The sequence below is a fragment of the Paenibacillus pectinilyticus genome, from assembly GCF_001700435.1.
GTDB lineage: Bacteria > Bacillota > Bacilli > Paenibacillales > NBRC-103111 > Paenibacillus_E > Paenibacillus_E pectinilyticus.
The window spans coordinates 332,577-349,056 of the sequence record NZ_LYPC01000022.1 but is presented as its reverse complement, the minus strand read 5'-3'; the positions used below and the strand labels follow the sequence as shown (position 1 = coordinate 349,056).

The following is a 16,480-nucleotide window of genomic DNA, read 5'->3' as shown; positions in this document are numbered from 1 at the left end:
GGAGGAACTGACCATGTCCAACCAATTGGTACAATTGAAGCCTACAGATTTGCAGAAAGTCGAGGATGAAGCGAAACAACTTCTCCAGAAAGTATCGACGACAGATACCATGGAATTAGAAACGTTAATGGATTCTATCGGGCGTATGGGTTCCAAAACGATGGAGCAAGCTGGACAATCGCTAGCGATGTTAGAGCGTCCTGTCAATGAATTGATGTCGGGTAAGCGTTCCGAGGTTCAGAATAACATTCTGAAGCTGCGCGGCGAAATCGATTCGCTAAGTAAGAGTAAACAGCTCGGTTTTTTTGAAAAAATGATGAAAAAGACGCCGCTGAAGAACTATATTTACAAGTATCAGTCTGTGAAAACGAATGTGAATGCGATTGTGCAATCTCTTCGAAACGGGAAAGAAACCCTGGAAGAAAACATGGCTTATATGAAAACATTGAAACGAAATTCGATTGAATCCGTGTATAATCTTCAAATGCGCATCGCCATGGGGGAGAACTTAAAGCAGCTTTTTGAAGTGGAGATTGCCAAGCCGGAGAATGCAGATCGTAAAACACATTTGGAGCGAGGACTTCGTAAAGTCGTAACGCGCATTCAGTCCTTCCAAGAGATGGTTATCCTTTATCAGCAAGCGATTGCGGGTACGGACATCATCAACGACAACAACGACAAACTCATTGATGCCGTGGATGCCACTATTGATAAAACACAGAATCTGCTGACGGTATCTGCTATGATCTCCATGGCAATTGAAGATCAAGTACAGACCATTGATGCCGTAAATTCGGCGAATTCTACACTGAATAAAATGTTTGAAGATAACTCACGTTTATTGAAAGAGACAACACAGCGGACGAATGATTTACTTGGCAAGCCTGGCTTGCAAATGGATTCGATCGAGCGAGGGATGACCGATCTTTTTGCTGCTTTAGATTTGTTTGAACAGTCCAATCGGACAATCATTCAATCCGCAACGGAGCATACGCAGCGTCTAGGCACGATCAGCCAACAAATGACGCAGCGACTCGGCTTGAAGCCGGGTGAGAAAACGACAGCGGAATTGAAAGCGTCGGAGTTGAGCGGATTGTTGGAGTAGTGGATGAAATAGAAACATGAAGTTATGTTTGGAGCCGCGCATTGTGCGGCTTTTTTTATTGCATAACCATACAAAAAAGTTCTTGCCTTTGTAAAAAGACAAGAACTTTTTGTCGTTGCATTATGTGCGGCGCATATAGGCAATAACCGTGATAGGAGCAAAGATTGCAACGATGACCGCAGCTCCGATAAGGGAGATGACGAGATCCCAACCGACGGTTCCTGTGTTAGCGAGCTGGCGGACGGCGGATACGAGATGTGAGATCGGATTGATTTTGACAAACCATTGAAGCCAATTCGGCATGGTATCTACAGGTACGAAAGCGTTAGAAAGGAATGTAAGCGGGAAGAGTACAAGCATCGAAATCCCTTGAACGCTAGAAGCTGTACGGGCAATAACACCAAAGAAAGCAAAGATCCAACTGATGGCCCATGAGCAGAAAATAACAAGCAACGCGGCGATCGCTACGTGTTCGAAACCGCCAGCGGGACGGTAACCCATGATGTAGCCCATGCCAAATGTAAGTACAGTTGCAATGGTATATCGGATGGTGTCGGCTAATAAGGCTCCTGCAAGCGGGGCTATACGTGCGATCGGCAATGATTTGAACCGGTCAAACACACCTTTATCCATATCTTCTCGCAGTTGGACACCGGTGACGATGGAAGTCGTAATAACTGTTTGAACTAGGATACCGGGAATGATGACGGGTAAATAACTTTGGATGTCACCCGAGATAGCACCGCCGAAAATGTAAGTAAACATTAGAGTGAAGATAATCGGTTGTAGGGTAACATCGAATAATTGTTCAGGCGTGCGGCGAATCTTTAAGATGCCGCGATATGCCATCGTCAAAGAATTGCGAACGGATTGACCGAAACTTGTATGGTTCTTCAGTTGTCGTTCGGCACCTGGTTTAATTGAAGTGCTGCTGCTCATACACGTGCCTCCTCAATTTTTTTGTTTGAGTCAGAAGACTCAGATTCGTTCTCCGAAACGCCTTTGCCCGTAATCGTTAGGAATACTTCATCCAGTGTTGGCTTCTGTACACTCATCTCAGCCAAGAGAATGCCTGCTTCGCGAAGGGAGATAAGCAAGTCGGTGACACGATCCGCATTAGCCATCGGAGCTGTAATCTGTCCAGCGGATACCGCGGATGGCACCTTAAGCACTTGTTCAACGATGCGACAGGCTTGTTCAATATCTCGTGAATTCTGAATTTTTAAATGCAAGGACGAAGTGCCGACGGATGCTTTCAGTTCGTCTACGGTTCCTTCAGCGACGACATGTCCTCGGTCGATGACAGCGACACGATCTGCCAATTGATCGGCCTCATCGAGGTACTGTGTTGTTAGCAGGATGGTTGATCCTGTTTTCACCAGGCGACGGATCGTTTCCCACATCTGAGCGCGTGTGCGAGGGTCAAGTCCCGTCGTTGGCTCATCCAAGAAGATGAGGGGAGGCTGTGCGATAAGGCTCGCTGCTAGATCCAATCGGCGGCGCATACCGCCGGAGAAATTCTTCAACGGGCGTTTCGCCGCTTCGGATAAACCAAATTCCTCAAGCAAATCTGCGGTTTTCTGACGCGCCTCTGCGCGCCCTAATCCTAATAAACGAGAGAAAATTATCAGGTTCTCGGTAGCGCTCAGGGACTCGTCAACAGATGCATACTGACCCGTTACTCCGATTAATTGACGGACGATCTGTGATTCTTTCACGACATCGTGCCCGAAGATTTTTGCCGAACCGCCATCTGGCCGAAGCAAGGTTGCCAGCATGTTAATTGTAGTGGTTTTACCAGCTCCGTTCGGACCCAGTACGCCATAAATAGTGCCGGTTGGCACTAACAAGTCTACACCATCCACCGCTCGATTCTCGCCAAATGTTTTGACGAGTCCTCGTGCTTCGACGGCCCAAGCACCTTGTTTTCGTTCTTTGTCTCTTCTGTTTAGTTGATCCAAGGTAATTCCTCCTAATTCACTAATACGTGTATTGTAATGCACATTTTTAAACTGAATGTAAACAGTTGTGACAATATTTTCTTGGTGTCTATTTACATACCTTAATGTCTTAGTGTACTATTGAATTAATACACACGAACAATAAATAGTGAAGCTAAAGGAGAGATAGGAATGAGGGTGTAGTTTGCTGTATGGAGCCGTCATAATTCATATTGTATATGTTCCAGTTATGCTGGGAATCAGTCTGAGGACGGAGAGCCTAAGGAACAAGATCGAGGAGGCTATGAAATGGAAGCTAGCAGGAAGAGAGCAACAATTGTGGGTATCCTATTTATACTTGCAGCAGTTACATCCATAATAGGTCTTATGTTATACAATCCAGTTCTGAATGATGTGAATTATCTCAAGCAAGGTGCTGAACATGCGAATCAGGTGATTCTAGGTGCGATTTTTGAATTAATGCTCGTCGTTTCTGCGATTGGTACCTCAATTACGCTGTTTCCTCTATTAAGAAGGCACAATGAAAGTATGGCACTTGGGTATGTTTGCTTTAGGTTCCTAGAGGCTGTGATTATAACAATTGGTATCGTCAGCGTGCTAACTTTATTGACCTTAAGTCAGGAATATGTAAAAACCATTACACCGAATGAGTCCTCCTTTCATACGTCAGGTTCCTTATTAATTGCCATACATGACTGGACATTTTTACTCGGGCCGAATTTCATGTTGGGTATTAATACAATGATGTGCAGTTATCTACTGTATAAATCCAAACTTGTTCCACGATTCATTTCCTATATGGGTTTAACAGGTGCTTCACTCATTTTTATCGCAGCCATTTTAGAAATGTTTAATGTTATTTCTCAAATTTCTACCTGGGGAGCGGTTCTAGCGATTCCAGTAGCTGCTTATGAGATGACATTTGCGATATGGCTCCTTGTAAAAGGGTTTAATAAATCGGTGGTGGGAAATCACGTTCAGCCGTTCTAAATAAACAATTTCAAAAAAACTATTTACCTAGCCACGTTTATTTGATAATATAATCGCAACATCAAATGCGACGAAGAGATGAGTAAATAAATGAAATCTTTTGCAGAGAGCTCCGTTAGCTGAAAAGGAGTAAAGAATTCGTTATTGAACAAAGCCTCAGAGCAGCACATCGGAACCTTTTCACGAAGGAGATGGTGTGACAGGAGCTCCTGTTACAGAGCTATAGTATAAGCATTACACGGTAATGCCGTACTTGAAGAGGCTAAGATGGCGACATGTTAGCGAATCTGGGGTGGTACCACGAGTATTCTAATCTCGTCCCTAAGACTTTATTTAAGTCTTGGGGGTGGGATTTTTTTGTTGTTGTATTCGAAGTAGATCTCGCGTCTACACCAAATCAATCTGTTTGCATATATATTAATGGGTTTGCCTAAAATGAGACCATGTCGAAAGGAATTGAAACTTTTATGACACACAAACTTAAAGTTGGTATTGTCGGAGGAACAGGCATGGTTGGTCAGCGATTCATGCAATTGCTGGATCAACATCCTTGGTTCCAAGTAACATCTATCGCGGCGAGTGCTAGCTCCGCAGGTAAAACATATGAAGAATCCGTGCAAGGCAGATGGAAATTGACGACTCCGATCCCGGAAGATGTGAAAAACATCGTGGTTCTGGATGCTTCGAAAGTGGAGGAAGTGGCCGCTGGCGTTGACTTTATTTTCTGCGCTGTCGATATGAAGAAAGATGAAATTAAAGCGTTGGAAGAGGCTTATGCCAAAACAGGTACGCCTGTTATTTCCAATAATTCAGCTCACCGCTGGACACCTGATATCCCAATGGTTATTCCGGAAGTCAATCCAGGGCATATTGAAGTTATTGCCGCACAAAGAAAGCGTCTTGGCACATCGACTGGTTTCATTGCAGTTAAACCAAACTGCTCCATCCAAAGCTATGTACCAGCACTTCACGCATTGTTAGACTATAAACCTAAACTTGTCGTAGCCTCAACCTACCAAGCCATTTCGGGTGCAGGCAAGAACTTCACGGATTGGCCTGATATGCTAGACAATGTTATTCCTTATATTGGCGGCGAAGAAGAGAAAAGCGAGCAGGAGCCGCTGCGCATCTGGGGAAGCATTGTGAATAACGAGATTGTTAAAGCAAGCTCACCTATCATTACAACACAGTGTATTCGTGTTCCGGTTACAGACGGACATTTGGCGACGGTATTTGCATCGTTCGAGAACAAACCTTCGAAAGAAGAAATCTTGGAGCGCTGGTTAAACTTCAAAGGGCGCCCGCAAGAACTGGAATTGCCAAGTGCACCGAAACAGTTCATTACGTATTTTGAAGAAGATAATCGACCACAGACGAAACTTGATCGTGACATCGAGCGCGGCATGGGTGTATCTGTCGGAAGATTGCGTGAGGATAGTATCTATGATTATAAATTTGTAGGACTTTCACATAATACATTGCGCGGAGCAGCCGGTGGTGCGGTTCTGATCGCGGAACTTCTTAAAGCAGAAGGCTATATTCAAGCAAAATAAGTCGTACAATGGTGAAGAGGTAAGGGGAGATCCCCTTACCTCTTTATGTTTTGAAAGGGCTAGTCCAACCTCGCAAATTATGCTGCCAATCATTGATTATTCAAACAGCAGCTCTGCAAATACGAAGTGAAACTCGCGATATTCATAGCCATATGCCGATTGCTTCCTTCGAGTTTACTTAACATAATCCCGCCTTCCATTAATGAAAGGGTGAACGAAGCCAAGGCATCGACGTCGATATGGTCTTTGAACTCACCCGTTTGGATACCTTCATGAATGATAGTTTTCATCCTATCTAGGGTGCTGATCAATCCTTGCTGCGCTCTTTGACGCAAAGAAGGATGCGTGTCGTCACTCTCAACGGCGGTGTTCTGCAGTGGGCACCCGCCAATGAACGGCGGATTATCTACAACATCCTCGTAGACGTGGAAAAAAGCAAGCAATCGCCCCGCGGCAGACGTCTCATTGCCAATCGCATCATTAAATTTACGACCGACGGTGCTCGCGGCAAAGTTATAGGCTTCTAGGGCAATTTCATCTTTAGAGCCGAAATGGCGATAGATGCCGCCTTTCTTAATGCCAGTGGCGGCAATAATATCGTTCAACGATGAACCGGCATATCCTTGTTGGTTAAAAAGCTCAGCAGATTTCTGGATGATGTGTTCCCGTGTTTGATCCCCTTTTTTCATGAGCCCTCCTCCGATAAAACAATATTTATTTAAAAGTATTATAACAAAAATATACAAATCTGCCCTTGTAGTTCACTTCATCTGTGTTAGAATAAAGATACCGATCGGTATCTTTTATGAGTTTAACACAAATGGAACAGAGAGGTGGAAAAGATTTGGAACAAGAAACATGGTTTGTGCGTCATTACGCGTGGATCGGGTTATTTGCGTTATGGATGATTGGATTCATTGGAGCTATATCCAGGTTCATAATGGCAGCTTATCAAGTTCAAATGGCGGAAGACTTGCATGTCAGCAGGGGATTCATTTCGGCAGCTTGGTCAACGAATCTGCTCATCGCTGCACTTTGCGCTCCGATAGGCGGCAGGCTTGTAGACCGCTTTGGTCCGAGGAGAGTACTTTTGCTAGCTAGTATCTTCAGTATTTCAGGCACAGCCCTTGTATATCTAGGGCACAATCCTAGTTTTTTCTTTATTGGCTACGGAATGCTATCCGGGTTGGCGGGAATAGGGGCTTCGACCGCCTACGTCTTGTTATTCCAATGGTTTGGACGTCACAAAGCAAAAGCAACGGGCATATTGAGCAGTGCATCATCCGTAGGTCTAGCCATTTGTACACCAGTTTTCCTAGCCAATGCGAAGTTAACTTGGGAAATTGCTTTCCTCATCTCAGCCGTGTTGGGCTTGGTATGTACGATACCGCTCATCATATTCCTCATAAAACCAACGTTAAAATTTCAGCAAGTAGATCCCGCAACTGAGCCTATAGAAGCCGTAAATGAGACGACTGAACCACGTTCAAGTCAACCTCATCGAAATCAATCCGCGATACCTCTTGTCATCATTGCTTTTGCACTATTTACCTGTGGCATTAATATGGGAACAGTTGAAATGAACATCGTCGCGATTCACCAACAGGCTGAAGTTGCCACCGGCATGATTCAACTTTCGATGGGCATTCTTGGCGTCATGGAAATCATAGGCTCACTCATTTTTGGCATCGTTATGGATGCGATGAATAAACGGCGTGTGATGACATTGCTGTATGGGATTCGTGTGCTTAGCTTTCTAATTTTGCTTCTGCATACGTCATGGTCACCCCTTGTATTTGCTATCACTTTTGGGCTTACTTATTTGGGAGCGGTACCTGGAGGCCTCTTAATTGCTAGTGAGCTTACGATGAAAAAGGGAAAGCTGATTGGCAATTTGATGCTTTTCCATCAAATTGGCGGGATTGTAGGGGCGTTAATCGGTGGAATCGCTTACGATATGTTTCAAAGCTATCAGGTCCTGATTGGACTTGATGCTATACTTTGTGGAATTGTTGTGATCGGCTATTCCATTATGAGGATTCATACTTTTAGACAAAAAGGAGAGTTGGTCCATGTCGCTTAAGGAGCAGTTAGAGGGAACCAAAGCTGGCTTTATTGCAAAAGTACCTGCAGATGCGCAGGCGGAAATTTTCCGCCACATCAAAGAGCAACAACAATCTGGCATTGTTTTCGGGTTAAAAGAAGGAGACAGAGCTCCTAATTTTATCTTATCCAATCCGATAGGAGAACGTGTGAGTCTATACGAGGAGCTTACAAAAGGACTGGTTGTCCTGATTTTCTATCGAGGCCATTGGTGTCCATTTTGCAATGTCCAACTTCGGGGGTTTCAACAAATCCTGCCTGACATTCAGAAGTATGGAGCTGGATTGATCGCGATTTCTCCGCAGAGCCCAGACCATGCCATTTCGCAGCAAGAGAAAGAACAACTGTCCTTCCAAGTGCTGAGTGATCCCAATGGGCTGGTCGCCGACAGCTTCAAGCTTTTGTTCGAGTTACCTAAATTTCTACAACGCACGTTTGCAATTACATTAAACCGTGATCTTACGCTTTACAATCAGTCCGATCGATGGGTGCTGCCGGTTCCGGGAACATATATCGTCGACAAGGATAGAACGGTCATTCATGCCACTGTCAATCCAGATTTTATGAGCAGGATGGAACCCCAGGAAGTCATCCATCTATTGAAGAATCTCTGATTTAAACTAGGTACGAGTCCCTCTAAAGCTACGAATCTACGAAACTTCAACTTCAATATTCGTATTCCATTTATATACGACAGGTCACAGATGATGTTACAATGAAATCAATGGAAATTGATCGAATTCGTAGTTTCAAAGTAGCTACAGGGGGGCTTCGTCGTGAGTGAACACACAACGGCACAACGGACAACAAATAGCCAGACAACGGCAACTGCTCAACCGAGTACAGCCGAAACGGCAGCGCCAACTACTATGGATGCTCGTCAGATAACGTCGGCCACTATTATGCAAATGCAGAGGACGATGGGCAACAGGGCTGTCCAAGGCATGATTCAAAGAATGGGCAATGGTCAATCTGTTGTACAGCGGAATGGAGGGGCTTCTGCGACTCCAGCATCTACTACAACTACGACTCCTACACCGACACCTGCGTTGACCCCCGCGCAAAAGCGTAAAGAGAAAATGAATGAGGAACGTGATGCCACGGTTCCTGGGCTAGTCAACACGTCTTTTAGTGATATTAAAACAAAAGTAGCACAGAATTTAGAAAAACATTTGACCACGGACTCTAAAGGGGCTGCAATTCGTCAAAATGTAAAAGCAAAAGTAATTTCTGAAATTAAAGCAAGTATGACTTCCGGATCGCAAGAACAGAGAGATGATGCACTGAAATATGCGCAGGAGAGCGCAGAAGGCATTATGATAGCCAAGTTGAAAACGTATGCCACGGAAGTGGCAAATGGTGAAGTTGTTGATGCCAAAAAAGACGGCATGAAGGTAGCGGCCAATAAAGCCTATGACACGGTTACACCGAGTCTCAACGATGCCGCTTTTGCGAAGCAGAAGACGAAGTCTGCTGCTGAGGCACAGAAAAATTTGAACAACCTAACGAAAACGTTGGTTACTGATGCAGTTACTAGCTCTTTAGCTGTGATTGCTGCTAAATTTATAACCACAAGCGGGTCGAGTACTGTCACTGGCGGTTTTGACAGTATCGCGGTTGGCGATGTGGGTACGAAAGAGTTGCAAGAACGGGTGAGATTGGATAATACGCTGGTTGATCAAACCGTGCTTAGAACGGAAACGGTCGATGGTACTCAAAAAGATATCAGAGACATGGAAAATATATACATAACTAAGATCTTAGAGCCGCTGAAAAAGGACGTTCTATTGAAATTAGGCGTGGGCCGTCGCGAGTTTAGAAGATCCAAAGAGTTGAACGAGTACCGACAAGGTCTGAAGGACGCAGCTCGGACAAAAGTGAATGCTCAGATCGATGCTGAGATTACAAGTGCTGGCCAGACTGCTACTGGTACTACACCAGCAACGACCAACCCAGCAACCTCCATTGCTTCAAGCACGCCAATGAAAAAGGAATATATGAAAATGGCGACCAAAGCGATCGCCTACAAGGATTCTAAACAACTGGTAGACGATGTAATGGCGGAAGAATCGAAAAAGATTATTCAGGCTTTACTACCCAAAGACGAAACAATTCTCAAACTTACGAATGCTGGTAAAAGCGCAGCTTATGAAATTGCTAGAAAAAGTGGTGCTGAAGCATCCAAAATTCAAACAGCAAGTATTAAGGGAGCCAATGCTCTCGCTGAGAAATTACTTTTAGCGAAAAAAGAAGAGGCTATCCTAGATGCGAGAAAGCTTACGAAGGGTACGAAGGCAACAGCAGCTACAGCAACAACTGCAGCAACTTCAGCGACTACACCAGATACGGTGAAAGCACAACAAGTCTTGGCGGACATTCAAAATGACGATAAAACGAAAGCTGTTGCTAAAGCCGTTATCAAAAAGTCAGTTGAAGCGCCAGATTTGAACAGCGGTTTTAATAAAATAGGCAAATTGATTGATCTTTCAACACCGAATCCAGGTGATGCAAGTTCATTGGATTTTGAATTGAAGATTCCTATAGCTTCTGCTGCCGGTGGTGGACATGCTTACTTCTTATTCGGTTTCGGAGGAGAAGCTGAGCGAGAAGCGGAAGACTTGACCGTCAATACGCAATTAACATTTGGAGCTGGATTTTCAACGTTTGGCTTTGATGCCAATGCCCGGTTCGGTCTTTTCCTGGAAGGGAAAGGGAAAGATACGGATAGTGTCATGAATCTCCTTTCCTATGGCTTGTATAGAGAAATGAACGACATTAAGCCTGCTGCAGCGGCACATTTCTGGGGCCTAGGCGGCCGTTCTGGCGATAGCAAGCTAGTCGAGGCAGAGAAATGGGCGATGATGATTGAAGAACAGCATTTGGTCGATGAAGCTGAAGTGAGTGTAGGTGGACTTGCCAAGTTAGCTATGGAAGCGAACGTAGGTGTCGCTGAATTCTCAGCCGAGCTCGCAGTCAAACGACTTAGTAAATATAATAAGGAAATTATTGAGAAGAAAGGCAAGCATGCGAGCGGCAGGGCCATGACAGCGCTCGAGCGGTTGGCCAATGATAAAAATGCCATTGGTAAAGGTGAAGTTAACACAACAGTGGAAGCAGCAACAGAAATCGAGGTTGGCTTTGGCAAAGACAAAGTTGCCTTCGGTCTTGAGGGTTCATTAACGAAAACTAAAAATGAGGATGACCCAGATCCTACAAAGCACGAATGGCTGCTTAAAGAGTTGTCACTGCAGCTTTCAGCGAGTATTCCTTCCCAATTCGGTGAAGAGGGCGGGGATATCACGAAATATGTGTCTAAGATTGTAACTGCCGCAATAGGCGGAGGTAAAAATCTAGCTGCTCTACTTAAGAAAGCTGCTGCACCAGAGGCAGATCGTAAGAAACGAGCAACGGGGACTGTACTTGACGCGGGTAGTGACGCGCTGTTCACGGGCAATTATTTCGATGATATTGGCGCGAGCTTCGCTTCGAAAATTCAGGGTGATGAAACGATCAATGATACAATGCGCTCGTGGCTTCCAGGGCAAGATGACAGTGCTTCTGCCATTGAACAAGTGAATAAGATAGCTTTGTCCAATGCCTTGCAATTGTCAGTTGGCTTCAAGAAGGAATATGATGGCTGGGCGAATCCAGGCGATTGGGAAATATCACTGGAAGCAAGCCAAGTGAAATCATTAGAAGTTGATGCGGAGATTGTGAAAGTAGCTATTGAGAAATCCAAGCGTCTTGGCAAACTTGAATTTGCGAAAGGCAAAACGACAAAATATGAAGGGTTAGGTTTTGCTGGAGGCGGCCAAGACAGGCCAACTCCTACGCCGACCACAACTACCCCTGCTGCAACAACAGGAGGTACTGGTGGTCAAACGTCAGCACAAACACCTAGTTCAACAGGAACGTCAACACAGCAATCTACACCGCAAACGCCTGCTAGCACAGGAGCTTCAGGCAGCCAAACGGCGACGGTGCAAGCTCCTACAGGCAATGCGGGAGCTCAGGCAATTCCATTAATCCCTACACCTTGATAGGCATAGGTAACTAGTTTCGATAGGATGAAATTAACTTGTGAAGGAGGCTAGTCGATGGTTGATATAGAAACAAGTGATCACGCGGATCAGTCACGATTGGATTTTGATCAAAAGATCGCGTTCCATACATTGACAGGAGAGCTTCTGCACACTACAGCGAAGAGGTTGAACCTGACAGTCTCAGAAGAGAATACGCGGTGTACACTCCATCTTGAAGTCACTTGGAGCGTGTACCAGCAACTCCTTGTTGGAGAGTGGATGGGACTATTCGCTAACGCTAGAACTAGTGAAACACAGATGGACTTTGAGCAGGATCAGGTCATCGAACTTCGCGTAATGTTGCGGCAAAGCCTAATCCCAACTGCTTGCCATAATGGAACAGAAGTTGAACTAGTTCTACAAACCTTGCTGGGGGATTCTACGGAAGCCCATAAGCTTCGCAATAGCGAGAGCTGGTTAGTGATCGAAGTGAAGCAGCAATTGCAATTGAGCGCAGAGCTTGATGGCAGCGGGACTTTAAAACGAGGGTACCGTACGCTATGGGCAGGTCCTGCGGTTGTAGGAGCCTCCTACATCGCTGCACGAGTAGATTACACGCTCAAAGAGATTGTAGAAGGTTATCTGAATCGACGAGAGATTCCCTATGAATGGATCACAGAGTCGATCATTCGGTTAACGTACGAGGGAGAGAATGGGACGTGGATCGTGCTGGTCCGTACAGATGAGGAGAAGCAAGTATGCCTCGTGTATTCCATCTTTCCGGAGTTTGTTCCAGAAGAACATCGCGGCGAAATGGCTGTGTACCTCATCGAGGAAAATTATGATCTCGTGGTTGGTAATTTTGAATTGGATACAACAGACGGTGAGCTGCGCTACCGGACAAGCATCGATGCTGAAAATGCGCATTTGACGATGGAACTCTTCGGTCAACTTTTCAAGACGAACGTTGTGAACATGGATCATTACTTCTACGTCATCCAAGAGGGCATACAAGAAGGATTCCTATAGATCGCTTTTTTACAAAATCATAAAAGCCCCAAAGTCCGCTATGTTAGCGGGCTTTATTTGTTTTGATATCAGACTTTCCGGGGAGAATTTAGCTATAGTTATCCTTTACTTCGACTTGAAATCCGTTGTTATGCTATTATGATTGAAAATTCACCTGCGGTTAGGAGGATTACTTAATGTCATTAATTAATGTATCCAATCTGACATTTGCCTATGAGGGCAGTTACGATAATATCTTTGAGAATGTCAACTTTCAAATCGATACAGATTGGAAGTTAGGATTTACAGGAAGGAACGGAAGGGGAAAGACGACCTTTCTAGGCTTATTACTGGGCAAACATGAGTATAGCGGAAAAATATCAGCTCAGGTTCATTTTGAATATTTCCCCTATTTTGTCGAGAACAAAGGGGAGAACACCCTTGATATTATTCATGAGATGTTACCGGATCGTCTTCATTGGGAAGTTGTCCGCGAGCTTTCCCTTTTACAGGTAGCTGAAGACGTGTTATATCGGCCCTTCGATACCCTGTCTAACGGAGAGCAAACGAAAGTCCTTTTAGCCGCCTTATTTCTCAAAGAAAATGCCTTTCTGTTAATCGATGAACCCACTAATCATCTGGATAGTCATGCAAGAAAACTTGTCAGTGAGTATCTGAATTCCAAAAGCGGATATATCCTTGTTTCTCACGATAGGGCTTTTCTGGATCATTGCGTAGACCACATTCTATCCATTAATAAAACCAACATCGAGATTCAAAAAGGAACTTTCTCCGACTGGTGGGAAAATAAGGAGAGGCAAGATCATTTCGAGCTTGCAGAGAATGAGAAGTTAAGAAAAGATATTAAACGGTTGTCGGATGCAGCTAAACAAACGAGCAATTGGTCTCATGAAGTAGAGAAAACGAAAAATGGTACCCGAAATTCTGGCTCAAAGGTGGATAAAGGCTATATTGGGCATAAGGCTGCTAAGATGATGAAACGCTCCAAAGGCATTGAGCAAAGACAGCACTCCGCTATGGACGAGAAGTCCAAACTTCTCAAAAATGTTGAGACGACAGAAAGCTTAAAGATGGCACAACTTCGTTATCATCGAAGCCAATTGGTCGAGCTTGAGCATGTTTCAATTTTTTACGGGGATAAAAAGGTTTGTTCGGATATCAGCTTCACAATTGAGCAGGGGGATCGCATCGCACTTGCAGGTAAAAACGGGGCTGGCAAATCAAGCCTTCTCAAGCTAATTTGTGGGGAAGAGATCACTTATACGGGCACATTTAGAAAGGGAAGTCAGCTGAAAATCTCCTATGTGTCACAGGATACCTCACATTTACAGGGGGATTTATCGGATTACGCGAGGATACATGGGATCGATGAAAGTCTTTTTAAAGCGATACTTCGGAAACTTGATTTCGCCAGAGTGCAATTTGAGAAGGATATTTCTTCTTTCAGCGGCGGCCAAAAGAAGAAAGTACTCCTTGCCAAAAGCCTAAGTGAGAAAGCTCATTTGCACATTTGGGATGAGCCGCTCAATTTCATTGATGTTATTTCTCGCATGCAAATCGAAGAGTTGCTACTTGAACATGAATCAACGATCCTCTTTGTCGAGCATGATCGCGAATTCTGCACCAATATGGCAACGAAAATAATTGAACTCTAAACAAGTTATTCAATCATGCAAGTGAAGTCGTGTGCTTATTGATTTGGATAAAGTGAATTTGCAACGACCCGAAAAAAGCTTTGCCTTGATTGTAATGCAATTCACATTTATACCCGTAACTCTGAGAGATGGCTTGCAGCTCTTTGAAGCCGGGGAGCGCACTGACCAACGAAGTAATCTGCTCAGTCACATAGGTAGGTAACTTCATAAACATCGTCGATGCATGGATGCCATCTACAACGGAAATAAAACTGGGGATAGGTGATTTCTTCTTATTTGAAAGAAGCATCCAATCCTCGGCAATTTGTAAGATTTCTTTGTTCAAACGATTGAGGTTCAGGGTCATATGCTTATAAAAGTAAATTCCATACCCCATTTTGTTAGTCAAAGGATTTAAACGTTTTTTCCATGTCAACAATTTGGCTTCCCAGTAAGTGTCCAACTGTTCGATACGTGCATGCCAGTTCATTCGTGATGTGAACAATTTCTTCATGATTAGCTCCTTCGTATAACATTTTTACGTTAATATGACGAAGAAGCTCGGTAGATTGTTCAATTCGTAAGAAGACTTCCCATGATTAACACCAATGGAAAGTCTTTTTTTATTAACTTATTTTATGAGTTTTATGAGATTCTACGTAACAACGGTTCTCTATTTGTCTTTCTAACGGGTAGAAACAAGAGGAGTACCACAATGAGTGACGTTGTGATAAATATTGCTGATCCTGTAATCGATATCGAAATCGCGTGAGCAAACTGTTCTTCATTTGAAGGTGACGCTGACGCTGGACGGTTGACAGCCTCAAAAATGGTAATGAGGACAGCCAGACCCAAGGAGCAGCCTATTTGTTGGGAGACATTAATAAGACCCGAGGCGGCACCTGCATCATTGGGATTAATATCTGTTAAACCAAAGGAGGTTAACGGTAGAAATATCATGCCAGCGCCCATCCCCATGATGATCAAAGGAAAGAATAGTTGTGGAAAGAAATGAGCCTGTATGGATATTTCGCTGCTTAACCAGCTCGTACCGATGATGGCAATAATCATACCGGCGATAAGTACTTTTAAATTACCATAACGGGCGATTAGTGTAGGCATGACATACATCATTCCGAATTGCACCGCGGTAAAGGGTAAGAAGGCAAGTCCCGCTTCAAATGAGCTAAAGTGAAGAACGCGCTGTAAAAATTGCGGGATAAAGAAGAATAGTGAGAAATTGCCACATAAAAATAAGAATCTGCCCAGATAAGCTCCCGATCTTTGACGGTTTGAGAACAAACGGAGAGGTGTAATAGGTTGTTTGGCATGAGCTTCAATAGTAATGAATGAAGTTAACAAAGTAACACCGAGCAGAAGAGAAATCAATGTTACTGAATTACCCCATCCATTTGCAGCTGCCTGTACGCAACCAAATACTAATGCGGTTATGCCAGTAACAGAGGTTACCGCACCCATCACATCAAACCGCCCCGTATTCTTCTCCGACTCCCGTAAGTATCTTGGGATCATAATGAACAGGATAATACCAATAGGAACATTAAGGAACATACCAACACGCCATGAAACGAGGTCTGTCAATAAACCCCCGATGAGAAGCCCGACACTACCGCCTGCTCCGGACACAGCACTGTATAAGGCGATCGCTTTGGTACGTTCTTTGGCTTCCACGAAGGTCAAGGATAATAAGGCAAGTGTGGATGGCGTTGCAATTGCAGCTGCAAGACCCTGCAAAGCACGACTGACAAGCAGCAATATTTCTGAATGTGAGACCCCAACTAGGATCGATGCAAGCGTAAATAGTGCGATGCCTACACTGAACATTTTCCTCCGACCTAAAATATCACCAGCTCTTGCTCCAAGCAGCATAAGTCCGCCATATGCCAAAATGTAAGCATTTTGAACCCATGTCAAGTTGGCCGTTGTGATATGGAGAGTGCGACCAATCTCAGGTAACGCTGTTACCATGATCGATGAATCTAGTACAACCATGAGCTGACAGGCGATAATAATCGTTAAAATTATCGGTTTAGACTGAATCAAAATAATCATCCTTCCGGGT

The 16,480-nt window shown here is 44.3% G+C and carries 13 protein-coding genes and 1 other annotated feature; of the genes, 8 read left to right on the top strand and 5 right to left on the bottom strand.

Going from position 1 to position 16,480, the window contains the following annotated elements; all coding sequences use genetic code 11:
* The first annotated feature begins 13 nt into the window (after nucleotides 1-13).
* Nucleotides 14-1,105, top strand: a complete 1,092-nt coding sequence (locus A8709_RS17880; protein ID WP_065853715.1) for a toxic anion resistance protein — start codon at nucleotides 14-16, stop codon at nucleotides 1,103-1,105.
* Nucleotides 1,106-1,225: 120 nt separating this feature from the next.
* Here A8709_RS17880 and A8709_RS17875 read toward each other — a convergent pair whose 3' ends face one another.
* Both A8709_RS17875 and A8709_RS17870 read right to left on the bottom strand, forming a co-directional pair.
* Nucleotides 1,226-2,044: an ABC transporter permease gene (locus A8709_RS17875; RefSeq protein ID WP_065853714.1), complete on the bottom strand. Its 819-nt coding sequence runs from the start codon at nucleotides 2,042-2,044 to the stop codon at nucleotides 1,226-1,228.
* A complete protein-coding gene (locus tag A8709_RS17870) occupies nucleotides 2,041-3,066 on the bottom strand; it encodes an ATP-binding cassette domain-containing protein (protein ID WP_065853713.1) in 1,026 nt (341 codons plus the stop codon). Before A8709_RS17870 ends, A8709_RS17875 begins: the two co-directional genes overlap by 4 nt.
* 288 nt (nucleotides 3,067-3,354) lie before the next feature.
* Between A8709_RS17870 and A8709_RS17865 the strand changes: the two genes are divergently transcribed.
* The gene (locus A8709_RS17865) at nucleotides 3,355-4,056 is read left to right on the top strand and encodes a DUF4386 domain-containing protein (protein WP_065853712.1); all 702 of its coding nucleotides are present in this window, start codon (nucleotides 3,355-3,357) and stop codon (nucleotides 4,054-4,056) included.
* Nucleotides 4,057-4,117: 61 nt separating this feature from the next.
* Nucleotides 4,118-4,382: a binding site (T-box leader), on the top strand.
* A gap of 141 nt (nucleotides 4,383-4,523) precedes the next feature.
* A complete protein-coding gene (gene asd, locus A8709_RS17860; protein WP_084225092.1) occupies nucleotides 4,524-5,609 on the top strand; it encodes an aspartate-semialdehyde dehydrogenase in 1,086 nt (361 codons plus the stop codon).
* A gap of 89 nt (nucleotides 5,610-5,698) precedes the next feature.
* On the opposite strand, the gene A8709_RS17855 is transcribed toward asd, so the two are convergent.
* A complete protein-coding gene (locus A8709_RS17855; RefSeq protein WP_065853711.1) occupies nucleotides 5,699-6,298 on the bottom strand; it encodes a TetR/AcrR family transcriptional regulator in 600 nt (199 codons plus the stop codon).
* Nucleotides 6,299-6,453: 155 nt separating this feature from the next.
* Between A8709_RS17855 and A8709_RS17850 the strand changes: the two genes are divergently transcribed.
* From A8709_RS17850 to A8709_RS17830, 5 genes are all read left to right on the top strand, one after another.
* Complete coding sequence (locus tag A8709_RS17850) at nucleotides 6,454-7,692, top strand: MFS transporter (protein WP_167357119.1); 1,239 nt, start codon at nucleotides 6,454-6,456, stop codon at nucleotides 7,690-7,692.
* Entirely contained in the window at nucleotides 7,682-8,326 is a 645-nt protein-coding gene (locus A8709_RS17845; protein ID WP_065853709.1) for a peroxiredoxin-like family protein, read from the top strand. The genes A8709_RS17850 and A8709_RS17845 overlap by 11 nt, the downstream gene beginning before the upstream one ends.
* Nucleotides 8,327-8,488: 162 nt before the next feature.
* Nucleotides 8,489-11,752 carry a hypothetical protein gene (locus A8709_RS17840; RefSeq protein ID WP_065853708.1) on the top strand — a complete coding sequence of 1,088 codons (3,264 nt, stop codon included), beginning with the start codon at nucleotides 8,489-8,491 and terminating at the stop codon, nucleotides 11,750-11,752.
* Between the two features lie 57 nt (nucleotides 11,753-11,809).
* Complete coding sequence (locus A8709_RS17835; RefSeq protein ID WP_065853707.1) at nucleotides 11,810-12,763, top strand: YbjN domain-containing protein; 954 nt, start codon at nucleotides 11,810-11,812, stop codon at nucleotides 12,761-12,763.
* Nucleotides 12,764-12,939: 176 nt separating this feature from the next.
* Entirely contained in the window at nucleotides 12,940-14,418 is a 1,479-nt protein-coding gene (locus A8709_RS17830) for an Lsa family ABC-F type ribosomal protection protein (protein WP_065853706.1), read from the top strand.
* Nucleotides 14,419-14,431: 13 nt separating this feature from the next.
* Here A8709_RS17830 and A8709_RS17825 read toward each other — a convergent pair whose 3' ends face one another.
* Together A8709_RS17825 and A8709_RS17820 are read right to left on the bottom strand one after the other, a co-directional pair.
* Nucleotides 14,432-14,911, bottom strand: coding sequence for a hypothetical protein (locus A8709_RS17825; RefSeq protein WP_065853705.1), 480 nt, complete (start codon nucleotides 14,909-14,911; stop codon nucleotides 14,432-14,434).
* Between the two features lie 131 nt (nucleotides 14,912-15,042).
* On the bottom strand, nucleotides 15,043-16,461 hold the full coding sequence (locus tag A8709_RS17820) for an MFS transporter (RefSeq protein ID WP_141692576.1): 1,419 nt from the start codon (nucleotides 16,459-16,461) through the stop codon (nucleotides 15,043-15,045).
* Nucleotides 16,462-16,480: the final 19 nt, after the last annotated feature.